This is a genomic window from Massilia arenae, from assembly GCF_008014745.1.
GTDB classification, from domain to species: Bacteria; Pseudomonadota; Gammaproteobacteria; order Burkholderiales; family Burkholderiaceae_D; genus Telluria; species Telluria arenae.
In genome coordinates this window covers 1-18,824 of record NZ_VPFD01000043.1, presented here as the reverse complement: position 1 = coordinate 18,824, position 18,824 = coordinate 1, and the positions used below count along the sequence as shown (strand labels likewise).

15 protein-coding genes are annotated in these 18,824 nt (G+C 65.3%); 8 read left to right on the top strand and 7 right to left on the bottom strand.

The window, feature by feature from the left end; all coding sequences use genetic code 11:
* Window positions 1–38: 38 nt before the first annotated feature.
* Entirely contained in the window at window positions 39–1,178 is a 1,140-nt protein-coding gene (locus tag FVD38_RS25095) for a glutathione-independent formaldehyde dehydrogenase (protein WP_147937295.1), read from the bottom strand.
* 190 nt (window positions 1,179–1,368) lie between these two features.
* Between FVD38_RS25095 and FVD38_RS25090 the strand changes: the two genes are divergently transcribed.
* Complete coding sequence (locus tag FVD38_RS25090) at window positions 1,369–1,953, top strand: TetR/AcrR family transcriptional regulator (RefSeq protein WP_147937294.1); 585 nt, start codon at window positions 1,369–1,371, stop codon at window positions 1,951–1,953.
* A gap of 77 nt (window positions 1,954–2,030) precedes the next feature.
* Window positions 2,031–2,600, top strand: a complete 570-nt coding sequence (locus tag FVD38_RS25085; RefSeq protein WP_147937293.1) for a DUF308 domain-containing protein — start codon at window positions 2,031–2,033, stop codon at window positions 2,598–2,600.
* A 101-nt stretch (window positions 2,601–2,701) separates the two neighbouring features.
* Here FVD38_RS25085 and FVD38_RS25080 read toward each other — a convergent pair whose 3' ends face one another.
* The 3 genes from FVD38_RS25080 to FVD38_RS25070 all read right to left on the bottom strand — a co-directional run bounded on the left by FVD38_RS25080 (window position 2,702) and on the right by FVD38_RS25070 (window position 8,481).
* Window positions 2,702–3,526, bottom strand: coding sequence for a hypothetical protein (locus FVD38_RS25080; protein WP_147937292.1), 825 nt, complete (start codon window positions 3,524–3,526; stop codon window positions 2,702–2,704).
* 318 nt (window positions 3,527–3,844) lie between these two features.
* A complete protein-coding gene (locus tag FVD38_RS25075) occupies window positions 3,845–6,448 on the bottom strand; it encodes an EAL domain-containing protein (protein WP_147937291.1) in 2,604 nt (867 codons plus the stop codon).
* Window positions 6,445–8,481, bottom strand: a complete 2,037-nt coding sequence (locus FVD38_RS25070) for a sensor histidine kinase, YfiR-like protein-associated (RefSeq protein WP_147937290.1) — start codon at window positions 8,479–8,481, stop codon at window positions 6,445–6,447. The genes FVD38_RS25075 and FVD38_RS25070 overlap by 4 nt, the downstream gene beginning before the upstream one ends.
* Before the next feature lie 309 nt (window positions 8,482–8,790).
* Between FVD38_RS25070 and FVD38_RS25065 the strand changes: the two genes are divergently transcribed.
* The 4 genes from FVD38_RS25065 to FVD38_RS25050 all read left to right on the top strand — a co-directional run bounded on the left by FVD38_RS25065 (window position 8,791) and on the right by FVD38_RS25050 (window position 13,581).
* Window positions 8,791–9,273 carry a CinA family protein gene (locus FVD38_RS25065; RefSeq protein WP_147937289.1) on the top strand — a complete coding sequence of 161 codons (483 nt, stop codon included), beginning with the start codon at window positions 8,791–8,793 and terminating at the stop codon, window positions 9,271–9,273.
* 97 nt (window positions 9,274–9,370) lie between these two features.
* A complete protein-coding gene (locus FVD38_RS25060; protein WP_147937288.1) occupies window positions 9,371–12,190 on the top strand; it encodes a M16 family metallopeptidase in 2,820 nt (939 codons plus the stop codon).
* Between the two features lie 57 nt (window positions 12,191–12,247).
* Window positions 12,248–12,604: an ArsR/SmtB family transcription factor gene (locus FVD38_RS25055; protein ID WP_187271704.1), complete on the top strand. Its 357-nt coding sequence runs from the start codon at window positions 12,248–12,250 to the stop codon at window positions 12,602–12,604.
* Window positions 12,601–13,581 (top strand): cation diffusion facilitator family transporter, encoded by a 981-nt coding sequence (locus tag FVD38_RS25050; protein ID WP_147937287.1) that lies wholly within the window; start codon window positions 12,601–12,603, stop codon window positions 13,579–13,581. The genes FVD38_RS25055 and FVD38_RS25050 overlap by 4 nt, the downstream gene beginning before the upstream one ends.
* A 6-nt stretch (window positions 13,582–13,587) precedes the next feature.
* Here the strand turns inward: FVD38_RS25050 and cysK are convergent, their stop codons facing one another.
* From cysK to tcdA, 3 genes are read right to left on the bottom strand one after another with little or no spacing between them, the layout of a single operon-like run.
* The gene (cysK, locus tag FVD38_RS25045; RefSeq protein ID WP_147937286.1) at window positions 13,588–14,520 is read right to left on the bottom strand and encodes a cysteine synthase A; all 933 of its coding nucleotides are present in this window, start codon (window positions 14,518–14,520) and stop codon (window positions 13,588–13,590) included.
* Between the two features lie 31 nt (window positions 14,521–14,551).
* Window positions 14,552–15,085: an FKBP-type peptidyl-prolyl cis-trans isomerase gene (locus FVD38_RS25040; RefSeq protein WP_147937285.1), complete on the bottom strand. Its 534-nt coding sequence runs from the start codon at window positions 15,083–15,085 to the stop codon at window positions 14,552–14,554.
* Window positions 15,086–15,128: 43 nt separating this feature from the next.
* On the bottom strand, window positions 15,129–16,025 hold the full coding sequence (tcdA, locus tag FVD38_RS25035) for a tRNA cyclic N6-threonylcarbamoyladenosine(37) synthase TcdA (protein WP_147937284.1): 897 nt from the start codon (window positions 16,023–16,025) through the stop codon (window positions 15,129–15,131).
* Window positions 16,026–16,135: 110 nt separating this feature from the next.
* On the opposite strand from tcdA, the gene pdxH reads away from it, so the two are divergent.
* Together pdxH and FVD38_RS25025 are read left to right on the top strand one after the other, a co-directional pair.
* Entirely contained in the window at window positions 16,136–17,344 is a 1,209-nt protein-coding gene (gene pdxH, locus FVD38_RS25030) for a pyridoxamine 5'-phosphate oxidase (protein WP_147937283.1), read from the top strand.
* Window positions 17,345–17,392: 48 nt separating this feature from the next.
* Entirely contained in the window at window positions 17,393–18,610 is a 1,218-nt protein-coding gene (locus FVD38_RS25025; protein WP_147937282.1) for a class I SAM-dependent methyltransferase, read from the top strand.
* The last annotated feature ends 214 nt before the right edge of the window (window positions 18,611–18,824 follow it).

Here is an 18,824-nt window from a genome sequence, read left to right as displayed (position 1 = left end):
AAACACATGCACGTCCCTGCTACTGAGATTTCCCGGTATTACTTTCCTGGTTTGAGCACCACCTTGGTCCAGCCGTCGACACGTTTATCGAAGTTCTGGTAACCGGTCGGTGCTTCATCCAGCGTCAGTTCATGCGAGATGATCTGTGACGGCTTTGCCTTCCCGGCATGGATCAGCTTGGCCAACTGACGGTTGTAGTGCTTGACGTTGGCCTGCCCCGTGCCGATCTTCTGGCCCTTGAACCAAAAATTGCCGAAGTCGAAGGCCAGCTTGCCTTCCTTGGCCAGTTCATCGTGCGCGCCCGGATCCTGCGGCAGGAACACGCCCACCACGCCGATGCCGCCGGTCGCTTTCACCGTCTGCACCAGGTTGTTCATCGTGAGATTCGGCACTTCCTTGCCATGCTTGTCGCAGCATTGGTAGCCCACGCATTCGCAGCCGCGGTCGGCTCCCTTGCCATCGGTCAGGTCGAGCACTTTCTGCACGCCGGCGCCTTCGGTATCGTCGATCGCGATGGCGCCCATCTTCTCGGCCAGGGCCAGTCGATCCTTGTGCGTATCGACCACGAATACCTGGCTGGCGCCCTTGATGAAGGCGGACATGGCCGCCATCAGGCCGACCGGCCCGGCGCCGTAGATGACGACCGATTCACCCGCCTTCACGCCGGCCAGTTCGGTCGCGTGATAGCCGGTCGGGAAGATATCCGACAGCATCACGTAGTCGTTTTCCTTTTCCTTCGCATCGTCCGGCAGCACCAGGCAATTGTAGTCGCCATAGGGCACGCGTAACAGCTCGGCCTGGCCGCCGCTGTACGGGCCCATGCCGGCGAAACCGTAGGCCGCGCCCGCGGTGCCTGGATTCGCGGTCAGGCAATAGCCAGACAGGCCGCGCTCGCAGTTTTCACAAAAACCGCAGCCGATATTGAAAGGCAGGCAGACGATGTCGCCGACCTTCACGCGGTCGACCGCCTTACCTACCTCGATCACCTCGCCCATGTTCTCGTGCCCGAGAATGCGGCCGGTTTCCATGCTGGTGCGGCCTTCGTACATGTGCAGGTCGGACCCGCAAATATTCGTGGTCGTGATCCGCACCAGCACGTCGGTGGGTTTCTCGATCTTCGCATCCGGCATGTCCTTGACCTGGACGTCGCAGGGGCCGTTGTAAACAAGTGCTTTCATGGATATCCTTTTTCGCTCATTGAGCAAGACGCATTACAGCGCATCGCTATGTATTTCAGGATATAGCAAGCACTCCGATCGCGATGCACGGTTGCCCGACAGAACGTTATATGCTTAGCTGCACATACTTCCACGAGCGAATGGGCAACTCCGCTTGACGAGACTCCCTACCAGAAGGTAGGATCCTCACATGAAGAAAATGTCCAACACCTCCGAAGACATCCTGACCTGCGCGCGCGCCCTGATCGTGGCCGGTGGCTACAACGGCTTCAGCTACGCGGATATCGCCGACGTGGTCGGCATCCGCAAGGCCAGCATCCACCACCACTTCCCGAACAAGGTCGATTTGGTAAAGGCGATCGTCGTGCAGCATCGCCAGGCGACGGCCGACGGGATCGAGCGGCTGCAGCAGGCGATTCCCGATCCGCTCGCCATGTTGCGCGCCTATACCCAGTACTGGGAAAAGTGCATCGAAGACCTGAGCGCGCCGTTTTGCGTATGCGCGCTGCTGGCCGGCGAACTGCCGATCCTGCCGGCCGACGTGGCGGTCGAGGTGCGCGGCTACTTCCGCTTCCTGTCGGCCTGGATGGCCTCGGTGCTGGAACGGGGCGTCCAGCAAGGCACGATCCGGCTGATGCAGCCTCCCGAGGTCGAAGCCGAGGTTTTCATGGCCACCGTGCACGGCGCCATGCTGTCGGCACGTGCCTATGGCGATGCGAAGGTGTTCGGCGCTATCACGGCCGCCCAGCTGGCGCGCATCCAGGCGCCGGCTTGAAAACGATTCCGGTAAGGCAGGCCGGCTTTTTTAGCCCAACAAACTACCAACTAGTAGGTAAGTTAATGGAGAACATCATGAACCACGACACCAACCTTGCCGGCGACGCCCATGAAGGCTGGCTCAAACGCTACTACTTCGTGCGCGCCGTCTTTTCCAGCGCCTGGGTACTGGCGGTGCTGGCAATCACCCCGCATTCGACGCTCGCCGGCGCCGTGCTGCTGGTCGCCTATCCCGCCTGGGATGCCTTCGCCAACCTGGTCGACGCCCGCCGCAGCGGCGGGCTGGCGGCGAACCGAACCCAGTTGCTGAACGTCGTGGCCAGCCTGGCCGTGGCGCTGGCGCTGGCCGTCGCCCTGCCCGACATGCACCGGGTGCTGGCCGTGTTCGGCGCCTGGGCCATCCTGTCCGGACTGCTGCAACTGGGCACCGGGGCGCGCCGCTGGAAAACCCATGGCGCCCAATGGGCGATGGTCCTGAGCGGCGCGCAGTCGGCGCTGGCCGGCGCCGTATTCATCGGGCAGGCGCGCATGCCGGCCGAGCCGACGGTCGCCACGGTGGCCGGCTATGCGGGCTTCGGCGCCTTCTACTTCCTGGTGTCGGCGCTGCTGCTGCAGTTCCGCCCGCAGCGCCGCAAAGCTGGCTAAGTGCCACGGATGCGAGCCATCGACGCATTGGCGGGCGTTTCGCGGATTCGGTGATGGAGCCGAGTCACCCGATTGGGGGTGTACCGCAGGACTGTGCTGGATTAAGCAGATATCAGGACTTCGGCAGGGCCATCCTGCTTAGCCCAGATGGAAATCCCACCGGCATCCTTGGCATCTGGATCAAGGTTTTCGATACAAACCGCGTAAGAATATTCTCCAATATCGATCCAAAACCTTGCTCCGGAATAGCCTGGAAAATATTCTACTCCCAGCTCGTGCCGACTCACAAAATCTGCCAGCTTACCGTATTCAAATCTTGGGCAATCGATCTCAAATGCTCGTGATCGTGCTGCTTGAAGTATCAGTTGAATGATCTCTTGGTCGCTCTTCGGTTTGATACGACTGATCTGCTTTTCATACGCCACTCCACCTGGCTGAGTTGAAGCGAGTGACATGATGTCATCAGCCCCAAGTACGCTCTCGTCTCTTCCGGGAGCCGCTTTTATGAATACGGTATTACGCGTTCCATCGCGTGGCGTATATCCAAAGCGTACCGAAAACTCTCTGTTTTGCTGAATCATTGGATGCCGCAACATTCCCCAATACAGTGTGGTTCCGTCATTCCCGAGATGTTGAATCTGAGGAGGTTCGACACCGAAACGCTTGAACACTTTGGCAATTGCTGCACGATTGATATGGTAGCGCTCTTCGCTTACTTCTTCGCGCATGGCTGTCGCGGCAGCACCTAATAATGAGTTCATCGCGCGAGTATCAAACCAATTCTTGATCAAGAAGAACAGGACTAACGAGAAACCCCAAGTGGGAATGGCGAGCAGCAAAGCTGTCCCGAGCGATACTAGAAAATACACCCAATCTTCCTTCAGGTCTTGTTGTGGAGTTGTCTCAAGATCAGTGTCGGTTGCCAACGCCGCCACTGGTAGTTTGTGATGTCCAGCGTTTTACGATGCTGATCCAACACTCACGCAGTTTAACGCATTACCAGCGGCAACTTTCTATGAAATGTTTGCAGTGCGACCTCTCGAATCAGTGAGGCGACCATGTCATCAGGCGGGCAGTCCCAGAATGACGCTCGAGAATTGCCACGGTCGAACATCTAGTTGCCTGACTGATCTGGGACATTTCTCCAGAGCGGCCGAGCCATGATCGCCAAACGGCGGCTGCGGGCCGCAAGACCGCCCCGGGGGTATCCTGGAACGCGCGTGATAAAAGGAATGGCTACGCGGCTAGGCCGCTTCGCCCTGCTGGTCCTCCTCGCGCGGCGTCTTGCGATCATCGTAGGGCCCGTACGTCATCCAGTAATGCCGGAACGCGAGGCGGACATTGTCGCGCAGCTGCTGGTCGTCCCATGGCTTGGTATAGAAGCGGTAGATCGCGCCGCGGTTGATCGAGTCGAGCACCGAGTCCACCCCGGTATAGCCGGACAGGATGATGCGGATGGTCTCGGGGTACATCTCCTTGACCTTGCTGAGGAATTCGGTCCCGCTCATCACCGGCATGCGCTGGTCGCACAGGATCACGTGCACCCGGTACAACGCCAGCAATTCGAAGCCCTCGGCCGGCGAGGATGCGGTCAGCACGCGGTAGCCGTCGCGCCGGAACAGGCGGTGCAGCGCGCTCAGGACGTTCGGGTCGTCGTCGACGACGAGCAGGGTCTGCACCTTGTCGTCGGCGGTCTGCTTCTCGTCGGGCTTGGCGCGGTTGGATACCACCATCTCGGCCAGCTGGTCGGCCGGCAGCGCGCGTGAGAAATAGAAGCCCTGGATCTGGTCGCAGCGGTGGCGCCGCAGGTAGGCCATCTGGGCGCGCGTCTCGACGCCCTCGGCGATCACCTGCATGTGCAGGCTGTGGGCCATGCTGATGATGGCCAGCGCGATGGCGGCGTCGTCCGGGTTGTTGACGATGTCGCGCACGAAGGCGATGTCGATCTTGAGCTTGTCGATCGGGAAGCGCTTCAGGTAGGCCAGGCTCGAGTAGCCGGTGCCGAAATCGTCGATCGCGATCCGGATCCCGAGCGCCTTCAGGCGCGTGAGCACCTCGGTGGTGCGCTCGGCGTTCTGCATCAGCGCGCTCTCGGTCAGCTCCAGTTCCAGCAGCCCCGGTTCGACGTCGTGGCGCGCCAATGCGTCGCGGATCACGCCTTCCAGGTCGCCTTCGACGAACTGGCGGCTCGACACGTTCACCGCCACCCGCACGTCGCGCACCCCGTCCGCGCTCCAGGCCGCGATCTGGCGGCAGGCCTCGTCGATGATCCAGTCGCCGACCCGCACCACCAGGCCCGTCTCTTCCATGACCGGCACGAATTCGGCCGGATACACCAGGCCGTAGCCGGGACGGTGCCAGCGCAGCAGCGCCTCGGTGCCGGCGATGCGGCCGGTGTTCAATTCCATCTTGGGCTGGTAGTGCAGCACAAACTGGGCGTCTTCAAGTGCGCCGCGCAGGGCCAGTTCGAGGTCCAGGCGCGCCAGCACCTGCACGTTCATGCCGGCGGTGAAGAAGCGGTAGCCGTCGCGGCCGGCCTCCTTGGCACGCACCATGGCGGTGTCGGCATACTTGACCAGCGCGCCCGGCTCGACCGTGTCGTCCGGGTACATGGCGATGCCGATGCTGGCCGTCAGCGCGGCCTGCTGGCCGTGCAGGTCGAACGGCATGCGCAGGGATTCGCGCACGTCGTTGGCCATGTTCACCGCGTCCTGCTGCTCGCGCGGCATGGTGAGGATCAGCGCGAACTCGTCGCCGCCCAGGCGCCCGACCGAATCGCGCACCTTCGCGCAGCGCACCAGGCGCGTGCTGAACTGGCGCAGCAGCTCGTCGCCGCCGCGCGTGCCGAGCGTGTCGTTGATCACCTTGAAGCGGTCGAGCGTGATGCACAGGACCGCCACGCGCCAGTTCTTGTCCTGGGCCAGCTCGATGGTGTCGCGCAGGTTTTCGAAGAACAGGGTGCGGTTCGGCAGGCCGGTCAGGGCGTCGTAGCTGGCCGCGTGGCGCAGATTTTCCTGGGCCTGCAGGCGCTCGCTGATGTCGCGCGCCACCGCGATCAGCATGCGCTGCGCTGGGTGCTCGAGGTCCGGTTCCTGCAGCTTCCAGCTGATCTCGACCGCCACCGAGCCTTCGCCGCCGGCGCGCAGCAGGTCGGTCTCGACGATGTCGGCCTCGGACTCGCCATCGTGCGCGGCGCCGCCGCCCAGCAGGCGCTCGAGCTGGGTGCGCGTGGCCAGGCCCAGCGCCACCGGGTCGATGCGCAGCAGCGCGTCGCGCGAAAAGCCCAGCATGCGGCAGGCGCCTTCCGACACGTCGACCATCGCCATGCTGGCGGTGTCGATCAGGAACAGGGCATCCTGGGTGGCGTCCATCGCGCCGCGAAAACGCGCCAGCTCGGCGGTGCGCTCGCGCACCTGGCGCTCCAGCTGGCTGCCGTAGTCGAGCGATTCGCGGTGCAGCAGGCGCACCTCGAGCAGGTTGCGGATGCGGGTCATCACCTCGACCGTGTCGATCGGCTTGCCGATGAAGTCGCGTGCGCCCGCCTCGAGCGCCGCCAGTTTCTTGTCCGGCTCGGCCGTCACCACCAGCACCGGCAGCCACGAATCGCTCTCCAGCGGCTTCAGGGCTTCCATCACCTCGAAGCCGTCCATGCCCGGCATGTGCAGGTCGAGGATGATCAGGTCGAAGCGGTGCTTGAGGTGCAGCGCCACCACCTGGCGCGGGTCGTGGGTGGAACTGACGTTCTCGTAGCCGGTGGTCTTGAGGAGGTATTCGAGCAGCTGCACGTTCACCGGCTCGTCGTCGACGACGAGGATGCGCGCGCGCCGGATGTCGGACAGGGAAATCATCTAGCCTTCCTTTCGCCAGGCGGGCCCGTCCTGGGCTGCTCCGCCAGCGTACTATTGATCGCTTCAGTGAATTTATCGATGTCGATCGGCTTGGTCAGATAGCGGTGGAAGCCCGCCGCCATGCCGCGCTCGATATCGCGCGGCATGGCGTTGGCGGTCAGCGCGATGACCGGGATCCAGGTGGTCTCGGGATCGGCGCGCAACTGGCGCAGCACGTCGTAGCCGCTCATTCCCGGCAGGTTCAGGTCCATCAGGATGGCTTCCGGGAGGTGCGCCCTGGCCAGTTCCAGGCCGAGGTGGCCGTCGGGGGCCGACAGCAGGCGCAGGTCGCGCCGGAAGGCGACGATTTCTTCTACCAGCCGCAGGTTGGCCGGGTTGTCCTCGACGTACAGCACCAGGTGCGGCTCGCCTTCGTCGGGCAAGTCGCTCGGCGCGCTCGCGGCCTCGGGCCCGCGCTCGGGCAGCGCCGACGCCAGCGGCGTGGTGCTGGCCAGCTCGATCCAGAACACGCTGCCCACGCCCGGGCTGCTGGTAACGCCGATCTCGCCGCCCATCAGTTCCACCAGGCGCTTGGTCACCACCAGGCCGATGCCGGTGCCCTCCTGGGCCCCGGCTTCCTGGCCCAGGCGGTTGAAGGGCTGGAACAGGTTGGCCAGCTGCTCCGGATTCAGGCCGTTGCCGGTGTCCTGCACCGACAGGCGCAGGCGGTCGGGGGTCGGATGTTCACAGCTGACCACCACCGCGCCCTCTTCGCGGTTGTACTTGACGGCGTTCGACAACAGGTTGAGCAGCACCTGTTTCAGGCGCGTGCGGTCGGCCATCACCACCGCCTCCGACGCATCCGGGAACAGCGCCCGCACCTTGCGGGTGGCGGCGATGGGCTCGATCATGGTGCGCACTTCGAGCAGGATATCGGTCAGGGCCACCGGCTCCATCGACAGGGTGATGGTGCCCGATTCGACCTTGGCCAGGTCGAGGATCTCGTTGATCAGGGTTAGTAGGTGACGGCCCGACTTGAGGATGTGGTTCGCAAATTCCTTCTTCTGCTCCAGGGTCGAGGGCAGCGTATCGGACGTCAAAATCTGGGCGAAGCCGAGGATCGCGTTGAGCGGCGTGCGCAGCTCGTGGCTCATCGAAGACAGGAAGGCCGACTTGGCCTGGTTGGCGCTCTTGGCTTCCTCGTTGGCGTTGGCCAGTTCGGCGTTGGCCAGCGCCAGCTGCAGGGTACGCTCGTCGACGCGCTGCTCGAGCTGCTCGTTCAGGCGCATCACTTCCTGCTGCGCGCGCGTGCGCTGCTGGGCTTCGCGCAGGGTGGTGCTGTGCGAATCCTCGAGCTCGCGGGTGCGGCCTTCGATCTCGGTCAGCATGGCGTTGAAGGAATCGGCCAGCTCGGCCGCCTCGTCGTCGCCGATGCGCGGCGCGCGGCGCGAATAGTCGCGCGTCGTCACCACCTCGCGCGCGATCTCGGTGACGGCCACGATCGGCGCCGTGATCACGCGTCCCAGGCGCCACATCAGCAGATAGGCGATCGCCATCGCCAGCAGGGTCACGCCGGCCGCGATCGCGAGATAGTCGATGGTGCGCGCCAGCAGGCGGTTCTCGGCGCGCAGCACGACGGTGCCCACCGTGTCGCCATTCTCGACGATGGGCTGGCGCACCACCAGGTCGTCGGTGGCGCCATCGGACTGCACGTCCGCGTCCAGGCGCTGGGGAATATTGCGGGGTACGCCGACGGCGGCGTAAGAGGCGAACAGCGCGCCTTTGGCATCGTAGATGGCGGCCGCGCGCACCAGGGGACTGGTGCGCAGCAGCGCCAGGTTCTCATTGGCCAGGCGCGGGTCGTCGAAGCTCAGGGCGGCGGACGTCATGTGGCCGACCAGTTCGGCCTGGGTCGAGAGGTCGTTCACCAGGGCGCGGTGGTAGCTGCGCAGGTCATAGGCGATCACGATGGCGATCGAGACCAGCAGCGCGACGAACGTGGTCGTCATCACCACCGCCACCAGCTTCTTGCGGATAGAGCGCTGGCGGCTCATGCTTCCTCCACGGACCGCTCATGGAAAAGCATGCGCGGCATGTAAAAGTTCTAACAAAGACGAGAAATTGGTCATCCCAGCATAGCAGCACGCCTGTGCTGTGTGTCGCACGAAACATTTATCAAGCCGGGCCCGGATGAGAATGCGGCTGGCACTGTAAACGTTCGCTTGCGGTTTGGGTAGCAATTTTTGAAACTTTGACCTGCCGTTCGCTTCCCGTGCGCCCGCGCAGCGCGCTAGAATGAAGGCAGTCCGACCGGTTTCCCGACGTGGCACTCGCCCGGCCGGCGGCTTCCCAAGGAGACCCACGTGACGAACGAACTCATCGACCTTGCCCAGAAAGTCAGCGACACCATCGGCCCAAAAAAACTGATGCTGGCCGCCGCCGAATCCTGCACCGGCGGCGGCATCGCCTACACGCTCACCGCCATCCCCGGCTCGGGCGACTGGTTCGACTGCGGCTTCGTGACCTATTCGAACACCGCCAAGAACGAGATGCTGGACGTGCCCGACGCCGTGATCGCGCAGTTCGGCGCGGTCAGCGAAGAAGTGGCCGCCGCCATGGCCGCAGGCGCCGTGGCCAACAGCAATGCCGACATCGCCGTCTCGACCACCGGCATCGCCGGCCCGACCGGCGCCGTGCCCGGCAAGCCGATCGGCACCGTGTGCTTCGGCTGGGCGCGCGGCGACCATGTTCACACCGAACGCCTGGTGTTCCAGGGCGACCGCCAGGCGGTGCGCGAGCAGTCCATCGCCCACGCACTGCGCGGCATCCTGCGCTTCGTCGAGTAAGCGGGCCTCGCCACAAGTTTCTCCGTATCCGGGATAATGGCAAGGCGTGCGCCGCCCGATCGCGGCAAGGGCATTGTCATTGAATTACGGAGAGTATTTGAACATTCCCACCCTGATGGTCCCGCTGATGCTGGCGGCCGCTCCCGCGGCCGGCCAGGCCCAGGACCAGCCCCCTGCGCCGGTGTCGGCGCCGATACCGTCGATCGCTTTTGAAAAGACGGTGCTGCCCAACGGCCTGCAGCTGATCCTGGTCGAGGACAAGCGCCTGCCGATCGTGGCCGTCAACCTGTGGTACCACGTGGGCCCGGCCAACGAGGCGCCCGGCCTGACCGGCTTCGCCCACCTGTTCGAGCACATGATGTTCGCCGCCACCCGCCACATCCCGCGCGGCGAGGCCGACCGCCTGCTTGAAGGCGCCGGCGCGACCGACAGCAATGGCGGCACCGGCTTCGACAGCACCAGCTACTACGACACGGTGCCGAGCAACCAGCTCGAACTGGCGCTGTGGGTGCATGCCGACCGCATGGGCTTTTTGCTGGACGTGCTCGACCAGCAGGCCTTGAGCAACCAGCAGGACGTGGTGCGCAACGAACGCCGCCAGACCACCGAGGGCGAGCCGTATGGCCTGGTCGAGGAAGCGCTGCTGCAAACGCTGTTCCCCAAGGGCCATCCGTACGCGGCCTCGATCATCGGCTCGCACGCCGACATCCAGGGTGCACGGCTGGAGAACGTCCGTGAATTCTTTACCAACTACTACGGCCCCAATAATGCCAGCCTGGTGATCGCCGGCGACATCGACAAGGGCAAGACGCGCGAACTGGTGATGCGCTACTTCGGCGGCCTGCGCCGCGGCCCGGACGTCGTGCGTCCCAAGGTGGTCACGCCGCCGATCACGGCCGAGCGCCGGGTCGTGGTGCGCGACCGGGTCGAGCTGCCGCGCGTGTTCATGGGCTGGCTGACGCCGGCCGCCTACCAGCCGGGCGACGCCGAGCTGGCGGTGGCCGCCACCATCCTCGGCGGCGGCAAGTCGAGCCGCCTGTACAAGGCGCTGGTGTACGAGCGCCAGATCGCGCAGGACGTGTCGAGCACCCAGACCTCGCTGGCCTTAAGTTCGACCTTCGTGGTCGATGTCACCGCGCGCGCCGGCCACACGCCGCAGGAACTCGAAGCGGCGATCGACGCCGAGCTGGAACGGCTGCGCAAGGACGGCCCAAGCGAACGCGAAGTCGAACGCGCGCGCAACAGCCTGGAAACCGCCCTGCTGGCATCGCTCGAAAAACTCGGCGGCGACGGCCTGGCCGAGCAGCTCAACCACTACAACCTGTACACGGGCGACCCGGGCTACCTGGCCAAGGACCTGGCGCGCCTGCGCCGCATCGACGCCGCCGCCGTCCAGCGCGCGGTGCAGACCTGGCTCAAGCCGGAGGCACGCGCCGTGGTGACCGGCGTGCCCGGCAAGCCGAAGGTCGACGATCCGCGCGCGCCCAAGCCGGTCAAGACCGCGCCGCAGTCCGCCCAGGCTGCGCTCAACGAGGCCGAACCGTGGCGCGCGACGCCGCCCGTGGCCGGGCCCACGCCCAAGGTGACGCTGCCGCGCGGAGAGACCTTCAGGCTCGCCAACGGTCTGACTGTGATCCACCACCACAATCCGGCGCTGCCGCTGGTGTCGAGCCAGCTGGTGGTGAAAAGCGGCGGCGCGGCCAATCCGGTCGACCTGCCGGGCCTGGCCGGCTTCACGGCCCAGATGCTGGAAGAAGGCACGACCACCCGCAGCGCGCCGCAGATCGCCGACGAGGTCGCGCAGCTGGGCGCCTTCATGGACACCGGCAGCAGCGACGACGTCTCGACCGTATCGCTGTTGGCGCTGCGCGCGACCTTTGCGCGCGCACTCGAGGTGGTGGCCGACATCGTGCAGCACCCGTCCTTCCCGGCGGCCGAGATCGAGCGCCAGCGGCAGGACCGCCTCGGCTCCCTGACGCAGCAGCGCGACGATCCGGAAACGGTGGCGGCGCTGGCGGCGGCCGGCGCGCTATTCGGCAGCGCGCATCCGAAGGCCTACGGCCAGCTGGGCCTGGAGCCGGCGATCCGCGCCACCACGCGTGAGGACATCGCCGGCTTCTGGAAGCGCCACTACGTGCCGTCCAATGCGGCGCTGGTGGTCACCGGCGACATCACGCGCGCCGAGCTGCAAGCGCTGGCCGAGGCGCAGTTCGGCGCCTGGCCGGCGGCTGATGCGCCCGAGGTGAAGCCGGCCGAGACCCGTCCCACGCCGGCGCGCCTGGTGCTGGTCGACCAGCCGGATGCCGGTCAGACGGCGCTGCAGGTGGCCTGCATGGGCCCCGCGCGCGACACGCCCGACTTCCCCGCCCTGCAGGTGATGAACGGCGTTTTGGGCGGCATGTTCTCGAGCCGATTGAACAACAATCTGCGCGAGACCAAGGGCTATACCTACGGCATCTACTCGCACTTCGACTACGACCGCACCCCGGCGCCGTTCTCGGTCGAGGCCAGCGTGCAGCAGGACGCCACCGGCGCATCGGTGCGCGAGATCCTGCGCGAAATCGCGGCCATGCGCGAGCAGCCTTTATCGCAGGCCGAACTCGATGCGTCGCGCAACGCCCAGCTGTTGTCGCTGCCGGGCCAGTTCGAGACCAATGCCGACATCGGCGCCAGCCTGACCGAGTTGTTCGTCTATGGCTTGGCGCCGGATTACTACGATCGCCTGGCGCGGGAGCTGGCGCAGGTCGGCGTGGCAGACGTGCAGAGAGTCGCGCGGGAGTATCTCGATCTGGACCGGATAATCGTGGTGGCGGTCGGCGAGCGGCGTAAGATCCTGCCGCAGCTGCAAAAGCTCGGCCTGGGCCAGCCCGAGATCCGCGACGACGACGGGCAGGTGATGGACAAGAAGCAACACTGAAGGAGACCGCGCTTGCCCGGCGCGGTTGTTTCACCTAACATATGAACACCTATTCACATGTTAGAGCCAAATTTGACTACCGCGCACCCGCCTGCCCAGCCCATCGCCCCGCCACCTGAGGAAGCGATCGGTCAGGTGGCCGACCTGTTCCACCTGCTGGGCGACCCGACCCGGCTGCGCATCGTGCTGGCCTGCCTGGCCCAGCCGACGGCGGTGGGCGATATCGCGGCCGGGCTGGCGCTGTCGAGCTCACTGGTGAGCCACCACCTGCGCCTGCTGCGCGCGGCCCGCATCGTCAAGGCCGAGCGCCAGGGCAAGCAAGTCTTCTATTCGGCTGCCGATGTCCACATCAGCAGCCTGCTCTCCACCATGTTCGAGCACATCGCCGAACCCGCCAACGGAATGGACGCATGAGCCACGCACACGACCACAAGCACGGACACGATCACCACGATCATGGGCACGATCACGGCCATTCCCATGGCTTCGGCCATCACCACCACCACATGCCCTCGCCCGACGGCCACGGCCGCGCCTTCGCCCTGGCGATCGGCCTGAACCTGGCCTTCGTCATCGTCGAGTTCACCTATGGTTTCATCGCCCACTCCACCGCGCTGATGGCCGACGCCGGCCACAACCTGTCCGACGTGCTGGGCCTGATGCTGGCCTGGGGCGCCGCCCTGCTGGCCAAGAGCGCGCCCAAGGGCCGCTACACCTACGGCCTGCGCGGCTCGTCGATCCTGGCGGCGCTGGGCAACGGCCTGCTCCTGATGGTGGCCTGCGGCGCGATCGCCTGGGAAGCGGTGCAGCGCATCGCCGAGCCGGCGCCGGTGGCCGGCGCAACGGTATCGATCGTGGCCGCCATTGGCGTCGTCATCAATGGCTTCTCGGCCTGGTTGTTCCTGGCCGGCAGCAAGGGCGACCTGAACATCCGCGGCGCCTACCTGCACATGGCGGCCGACGCCGCGCTGTCGCTGGGCGTGGTGATTTCGGGGCTGGCGATCATGTATTCGGGCTGGACCTGGATCGATCCGATCGTGAGCCTGGTGATCGTGGTGGTGATCGTGATCGGCACCTGGTCGCTGCTGCGCGAGTCGGTGCAGCTGTCGATGGCGGCCGTGCCGCCGAACGTCGACGCGGGCAAGGTGCAGGCCTTCCTGGCCGGCCAGCCGGGCGTGACCGAAGTGCACGACCTGCATATCTGGGCCATGAGCACGACCGAGACCGCGCTCACCGCCCACCTGGTGATCCCGGGAGGCTACCCGGGCGACGCGGTGCTCGACGCCATCGAGCACACGCTGCGCGAGAAGTATGCGATCCACCATTGCACGCTGCAGGTGGAACAGGGGACGATTCATCACCACTGCACCTTGCAGGGTCACGTCCACTGATAAAACCTACCCCGCCAGGTTGGCGTACAGGGCCGTGCTGAGGTAACGCTCGCCGAACGAGGGAATGACGACGACGATCAGCTTGCCCGCGTTCTCCGGCCGGCGCGCCACCTCGATCGCGGCCCACAGCGCCGCGCCCGACGAGATGCCGACCAGCAGCCCTTCCTCGCGCGCCGCAGCGCGCGCCGTCTCGAAGGCATCCTCGTTCTTCACGCAGATCATTTCGTCGTAGGACGCGGTATTCAATACCTGCGGCACGAAGCCGGCGCCGATACCCTGGATCGGGTGCGGGCCCTTGGTGCCCTTCGACAGCATCGGTGACGCCTCGGGTTCCACCGCGATGGCCTGGAAGCCGGGCCGGCGCGGCTTGATGACGTCGCTGACGCCGGTGATGGTGCCGCCGGTTCCCACGCCCGCCACCAGGATGTCGATCTTGCCGTCGGTGTCGCGCCAGATTTCCTCGGCCGTGGTGCGGCGGTGCACCTCGGGGTTGGCGGGATTGTTGAATTGCTGCGGCATGAAGGCGCGCGGGTCGCTTGCCACGATCTCTTCGGCGCGCCGGATGGCGCCCAGCATGCCTTCGCTGCCGGGAGTGAGCACCAGCTCGGCGCCATAGGCGCGCAGCAGCATGCGCCGCTCGCTGCTCATGGTCTCGGGCATCACCAGCTTGCAGCGGTAGCCGCGCGCCGCGCACACCATCGCCAGCGCGATGCCGGTATTGCCGCTGGTGGGCTCGACGATGGTCGTGTCGGAGTCGATGAGACCGGCCGCCTCGGCGGCCTCGATCATGGCCAGGCCGATGCGGTCCTTGACGCTGTGCGCCGGATTGTGGAATTCCAGCTTGCCGACCAGGTCGGCTCCGCTGCCCCGCGCCAGCTTGCGGATGCGCACCAGCGGGGTATTGCCTATCAGTTCAGTGACATCGTTCGCGATTCTCATTACCGCCTCCGTTGCCGAACAAATATTGACGTTATTTGACGTCCAGCAGTTCCACGTCGAAGATCAGATCGGAATCCGGCGGGATCATGCCGCCGCCCGCGCCGCGCTTGCCATAGGCCAGCGCGCTCGGGATGATCAGGGTGCGCTTGCCGCCGACCTTCATGCCGGCCACGCCCTGCTCCCAACCCTTGATCACGCGGCCTGCGCCGAGCTGGAACTCGAGCGGATCGCGGCCGCCGTCGAGCGACGAATCGAACTTGCGGCCGCGCTGCTGGCGGGCCAGCGGCTTGTGGAACCAGCCGGTGTAGTTGACCACGACATTGCTGCCCAGCGACGCTTCCTTGCCGGTGCCGACCACACGATCGACGATCTCGACCTGCGGCGCGGGCGCCTCGGCCACCGGCGCCGGGACCTGGTTGTCCGGCGGCGCGACCGGCGGCGTGCTCGACTGCTGCACGTCCGGTGGCGGCTGGGTGGTCGGCTTGCTGGCGTCCTGCGCGCCTTCCTGCGCCTGGACGCTCGCGGCGGCCAGCAGCAGTGCAATGAATGCAGATCGACGAATCATGTGTGCTCTTCCAAGAATAGGCAACCGGACGGTTGCAACAATCTTATGATAACAAGGCCGCTTCGGCTTGCACAGTTTGCCCGGCCGGGGCAGCCTGGGCCTCCAGGGCAGCCTCGGCCTCGGCATTGGCGGCCTCAGCCAGGCGGCGCAGCACCTGGCCAGCCGTCACCATGCCGAAGGTGGCGGTGACCACCATGCTCGAACCGAAGCCGGCGCAGTTCAAACCGGTGATGCTGTTCGGATCGACATCGCAGGCATCGCCAGCGTCGGGATAACGCAGCGGTTCCATCGAGAACACGGCATCGATATGGTATTTCTGTTTCTCGCCGCGCGAGAAACCATATTGTGCGCGCAAGATCTTGCGCACTTTCTTGAGCAAGGGCTCTTGCTCGGTACGGGCCAGGTCGCGGATCTCGACCTTGGTCGGATCGATCTGGCCGCCCGCGCCGCCCACCACCACCAGCGGCATCTTGTTGGCGCTGCACCAGGCGATCAGGGCCGCCTTTGGCTTCACGCTGTCGATGGCGTCGACCACGTAATCGACATCCTTATCGCCGATCATTGCCTGGATATTCTCGGGATCGATAAAATCCTCGACCAGCGTGACCTGGCAGAACGGATTGATCTGGGCGATGCGCTGCTTGAGCGCCTCGATCTTGGCCATGCCGACGGTCGACGACAGCGCCTGGATCTGACGGTTGATGTTCGACTCTGCCACATTGTCGAGGTCGATCAGGGTCAGACGGCCGACCGCGCTGCGCGCCAGTGCCTCGACCACCCACGAGCCGACGCCGCCAACGCCGATCACGCACACGTGTGCGGAACGAAAACGTTCCAGCGCGCGCTCACCGTAGAGGCGGGCGATGCCGCCAAAGCGCCGCGCGAAGTCGACTTCTTCGTCCAACGTTGCCGAAAAGAGCTGAGAGTTGATCTGGTTCATCCCAATATTGTAGCGGACACGCCTTTCGCATCTGCACTAAAATACCTCTTAGATAACCAAATAGTGATGAGCAAATAACTTGCCTGTCACCAAAATGCTACTGGAACGCCATGAGCTCCCTCCTGCACGACGCCGCCCCCGATTTCACCCAGCCGATTGCCGTGCTCAAGCACTGCCACGGACGCATCCGCAAGCAACTCGCGACGCTTGAAAAACTGCTGGAACACCTGCCGCAGCACGGCGCCGACGAGCAGGCGCGCCAGGCCGCGAGCGCAGTGCTGCGCTATTTCGACAAGGCGGCCCATCTGCACCACGACGATGAGGAGCAGGACCTGATCCCGATGCTGCGCGCCACCGCCCAGGGCGACGACGCCGCCATCCTGCAGGCGCTGGCGCCAACCATCCTGCAAGACCACAAGGACATGGATGCTTTATGGCAAGACCTGCACGAGCAGCTGACCGCCATTGCCGAAGGCACGGGCACGGTGCTGTCGGATAGCCAGGTGCGGCGCTTCGTGGCCAGCTATACCTCCCATATGGAGCGCGAAGAAAGCACCATGGCGCCGATGGCGATGCGCCTGTTCTCGCCGGAGCAGATGGCGCAACTGGGCCAGGCCATGCAACTGCGCCGCGGCATCGCGGCGCCAGGGGCAACCGTGGCCCCGCTGGCGCCAGCAGTGGGCCAGGCCGTGGCCGACCTGCGCAAGGACTACGGCCAGGCCAGCCTGGACGAAGCCGACGTGAGCGACGATCCGATCGCGCAATTCACGGCCTGGTTCGAGCAGGCCCTGAAGGCCGAAGTGAACGAACCGAATGCGATGTCGCTGTCCACCGTGGCCGCCAGTGGCAGGCCAAGCTCGCGCATCGTACTCGTCAAGCAATTCGATGCGCGCGGCTTCTCGTGGTACACGAATTACGACAGCAAGAAGGGCGCGGATTTGCGCGACAACAGCTACGCCGCATTGCTGTTCTTCTGGAGCGAACTCGAACGTCAGGTGCGCATCGAAGGACGTGTGGAGCGGACTGCGCCGGACGAAAGCAACCGCTATTTCCGCAGCCGCCCCCTCAAGAGCCGGCTGTCGGCGATCGCCTCGCGCCAGAGCGCGCCGATCGACAGCCGTGCGCAACTCGAACAGAACTACGAGGTCGTGGCGCAGGGGGCCGGCGAGGATCCGGCGCGTCCCGACAACTGGGGCGGCTTCCGCCTGATCCCCGACCGTATCGAATTCTGGCAAGGCCGGCGTTCGCGCTTCCATGACCGCATCGTCTACGAGCGTCAGGAAGACGGCAGCTGGACGCGCCAGCGTTTGCAACCGTAACCGGCCAGGAGCCGCGGCCGGCTACGCCTTTGATAAAAGGGGTGGACCGTGTTCGATCAGATCAAGCTGTCGGCCTGGCAATCGGGCCTGCGCGGCAAATTGCCGCAACTGTCACTGCCACTGCGCGTGGAGCTGTGGAACGGTGAACGCATCGACCTGTCGTCCGATCCGCCGCGGGTTACCATCCGCATCCCCGGCCCCGCCGCGCTGCGCTACCTGCGCTCCCCTTCCCTCTACAGCCTGGGCCGCGCCTACGTCGAAGGCGCGATCGAGGTGATGGGCCGCGCGGCCGACATCATCGCGGTCGGCAATGCGCTGGCGGCGTCCGGCGCCGACACCGGGCGCGGCCGCCTGGCCGACGCGCTGGGCTTCCGGCGAAACCACACGCGCGAATCCGACCGCGACGCGATCCGCTACCACTACGACGTCTCCAACGAGTTCTACGCCGCCTGGCTCGATCCCGGCATGGTGTATTCCTGCGCCTATTTCGAGGGGGGCGATGAAGACCTGGCCACCGCGCAGGTCAAGAAGATCGACCACATCCTGCGCAAGATCGACCTGCGTCCCGGCCAGACCCTGCTCGACATCGGCTGCGGCTGGGGCGCGCTGGTGCTGCGCGCGGCCGAACAATTCGGCGCACGCTGCGTGGGCATCACGCTGTCCGAGAACCAGGCCGCGCTGGCGCGCGAACGGGTCGTCAAGGCCGGGCTGCAGGACCGTGTCGAGATCCGGATCCAGGACTACCGCGACGTCGACGGCCATTTCGAGCGCATCACCAGCGTGGGCATGTTCGAGCACGTCGGCGTGCAGCACCTGAAGGATTATTTCGCGCAGGTGGCGCGCCTGCTGGCGCCGGGCGGCGTCGCGATGAACCACGGGATCACCACCACCGACGCCGACAACGGCGCCACGCCCTATGGCGGCGGCCAGTTCATCGACGAATACGTGTTCCCGCAGGGAGAATTGGCGCACCTGGCGACCGTGGTGCGGGCGATGCAGGAAGGCGGCCTGGAAGTGCGCGACGTGGAAAACCTGCGCCGCCATTATGCGCACACCTGCGCGCTCTGGACCGACAATTTCGAGAGCAATGCCGCCCACATCCGCACCCTGACCGACCCGAAACGCTTCCGCATCTGGCACGTGTACCTGGCCGGCTGCGCCTACGCCTTCGCCCACGACCGGATCAGCCTGTACCAGATCGTGTGCGGCAAGGCGGGGAGCGACGTGGCGCAGTTGCCTTGGTCGAGGAGGTATATGTATGCCTGATGTCGATCGATCAGGCGCATCGCCTTTATCACGCGGCCTGAGCACGTCGTCCCCGCGAAGGCGGGGACCCAAGTCCTCAGCGCTGCCACGGAAAATTATTGCAGAGGCGGCTCATGCTTGCTTGGGTTCCCGCCTGCGCGCACTGCTGTCCGGAATAATCTTCTTGATTTTTCCATCAGAATAGGCGTCCCTGTTTGAGTGCCAAGTCCTCTCG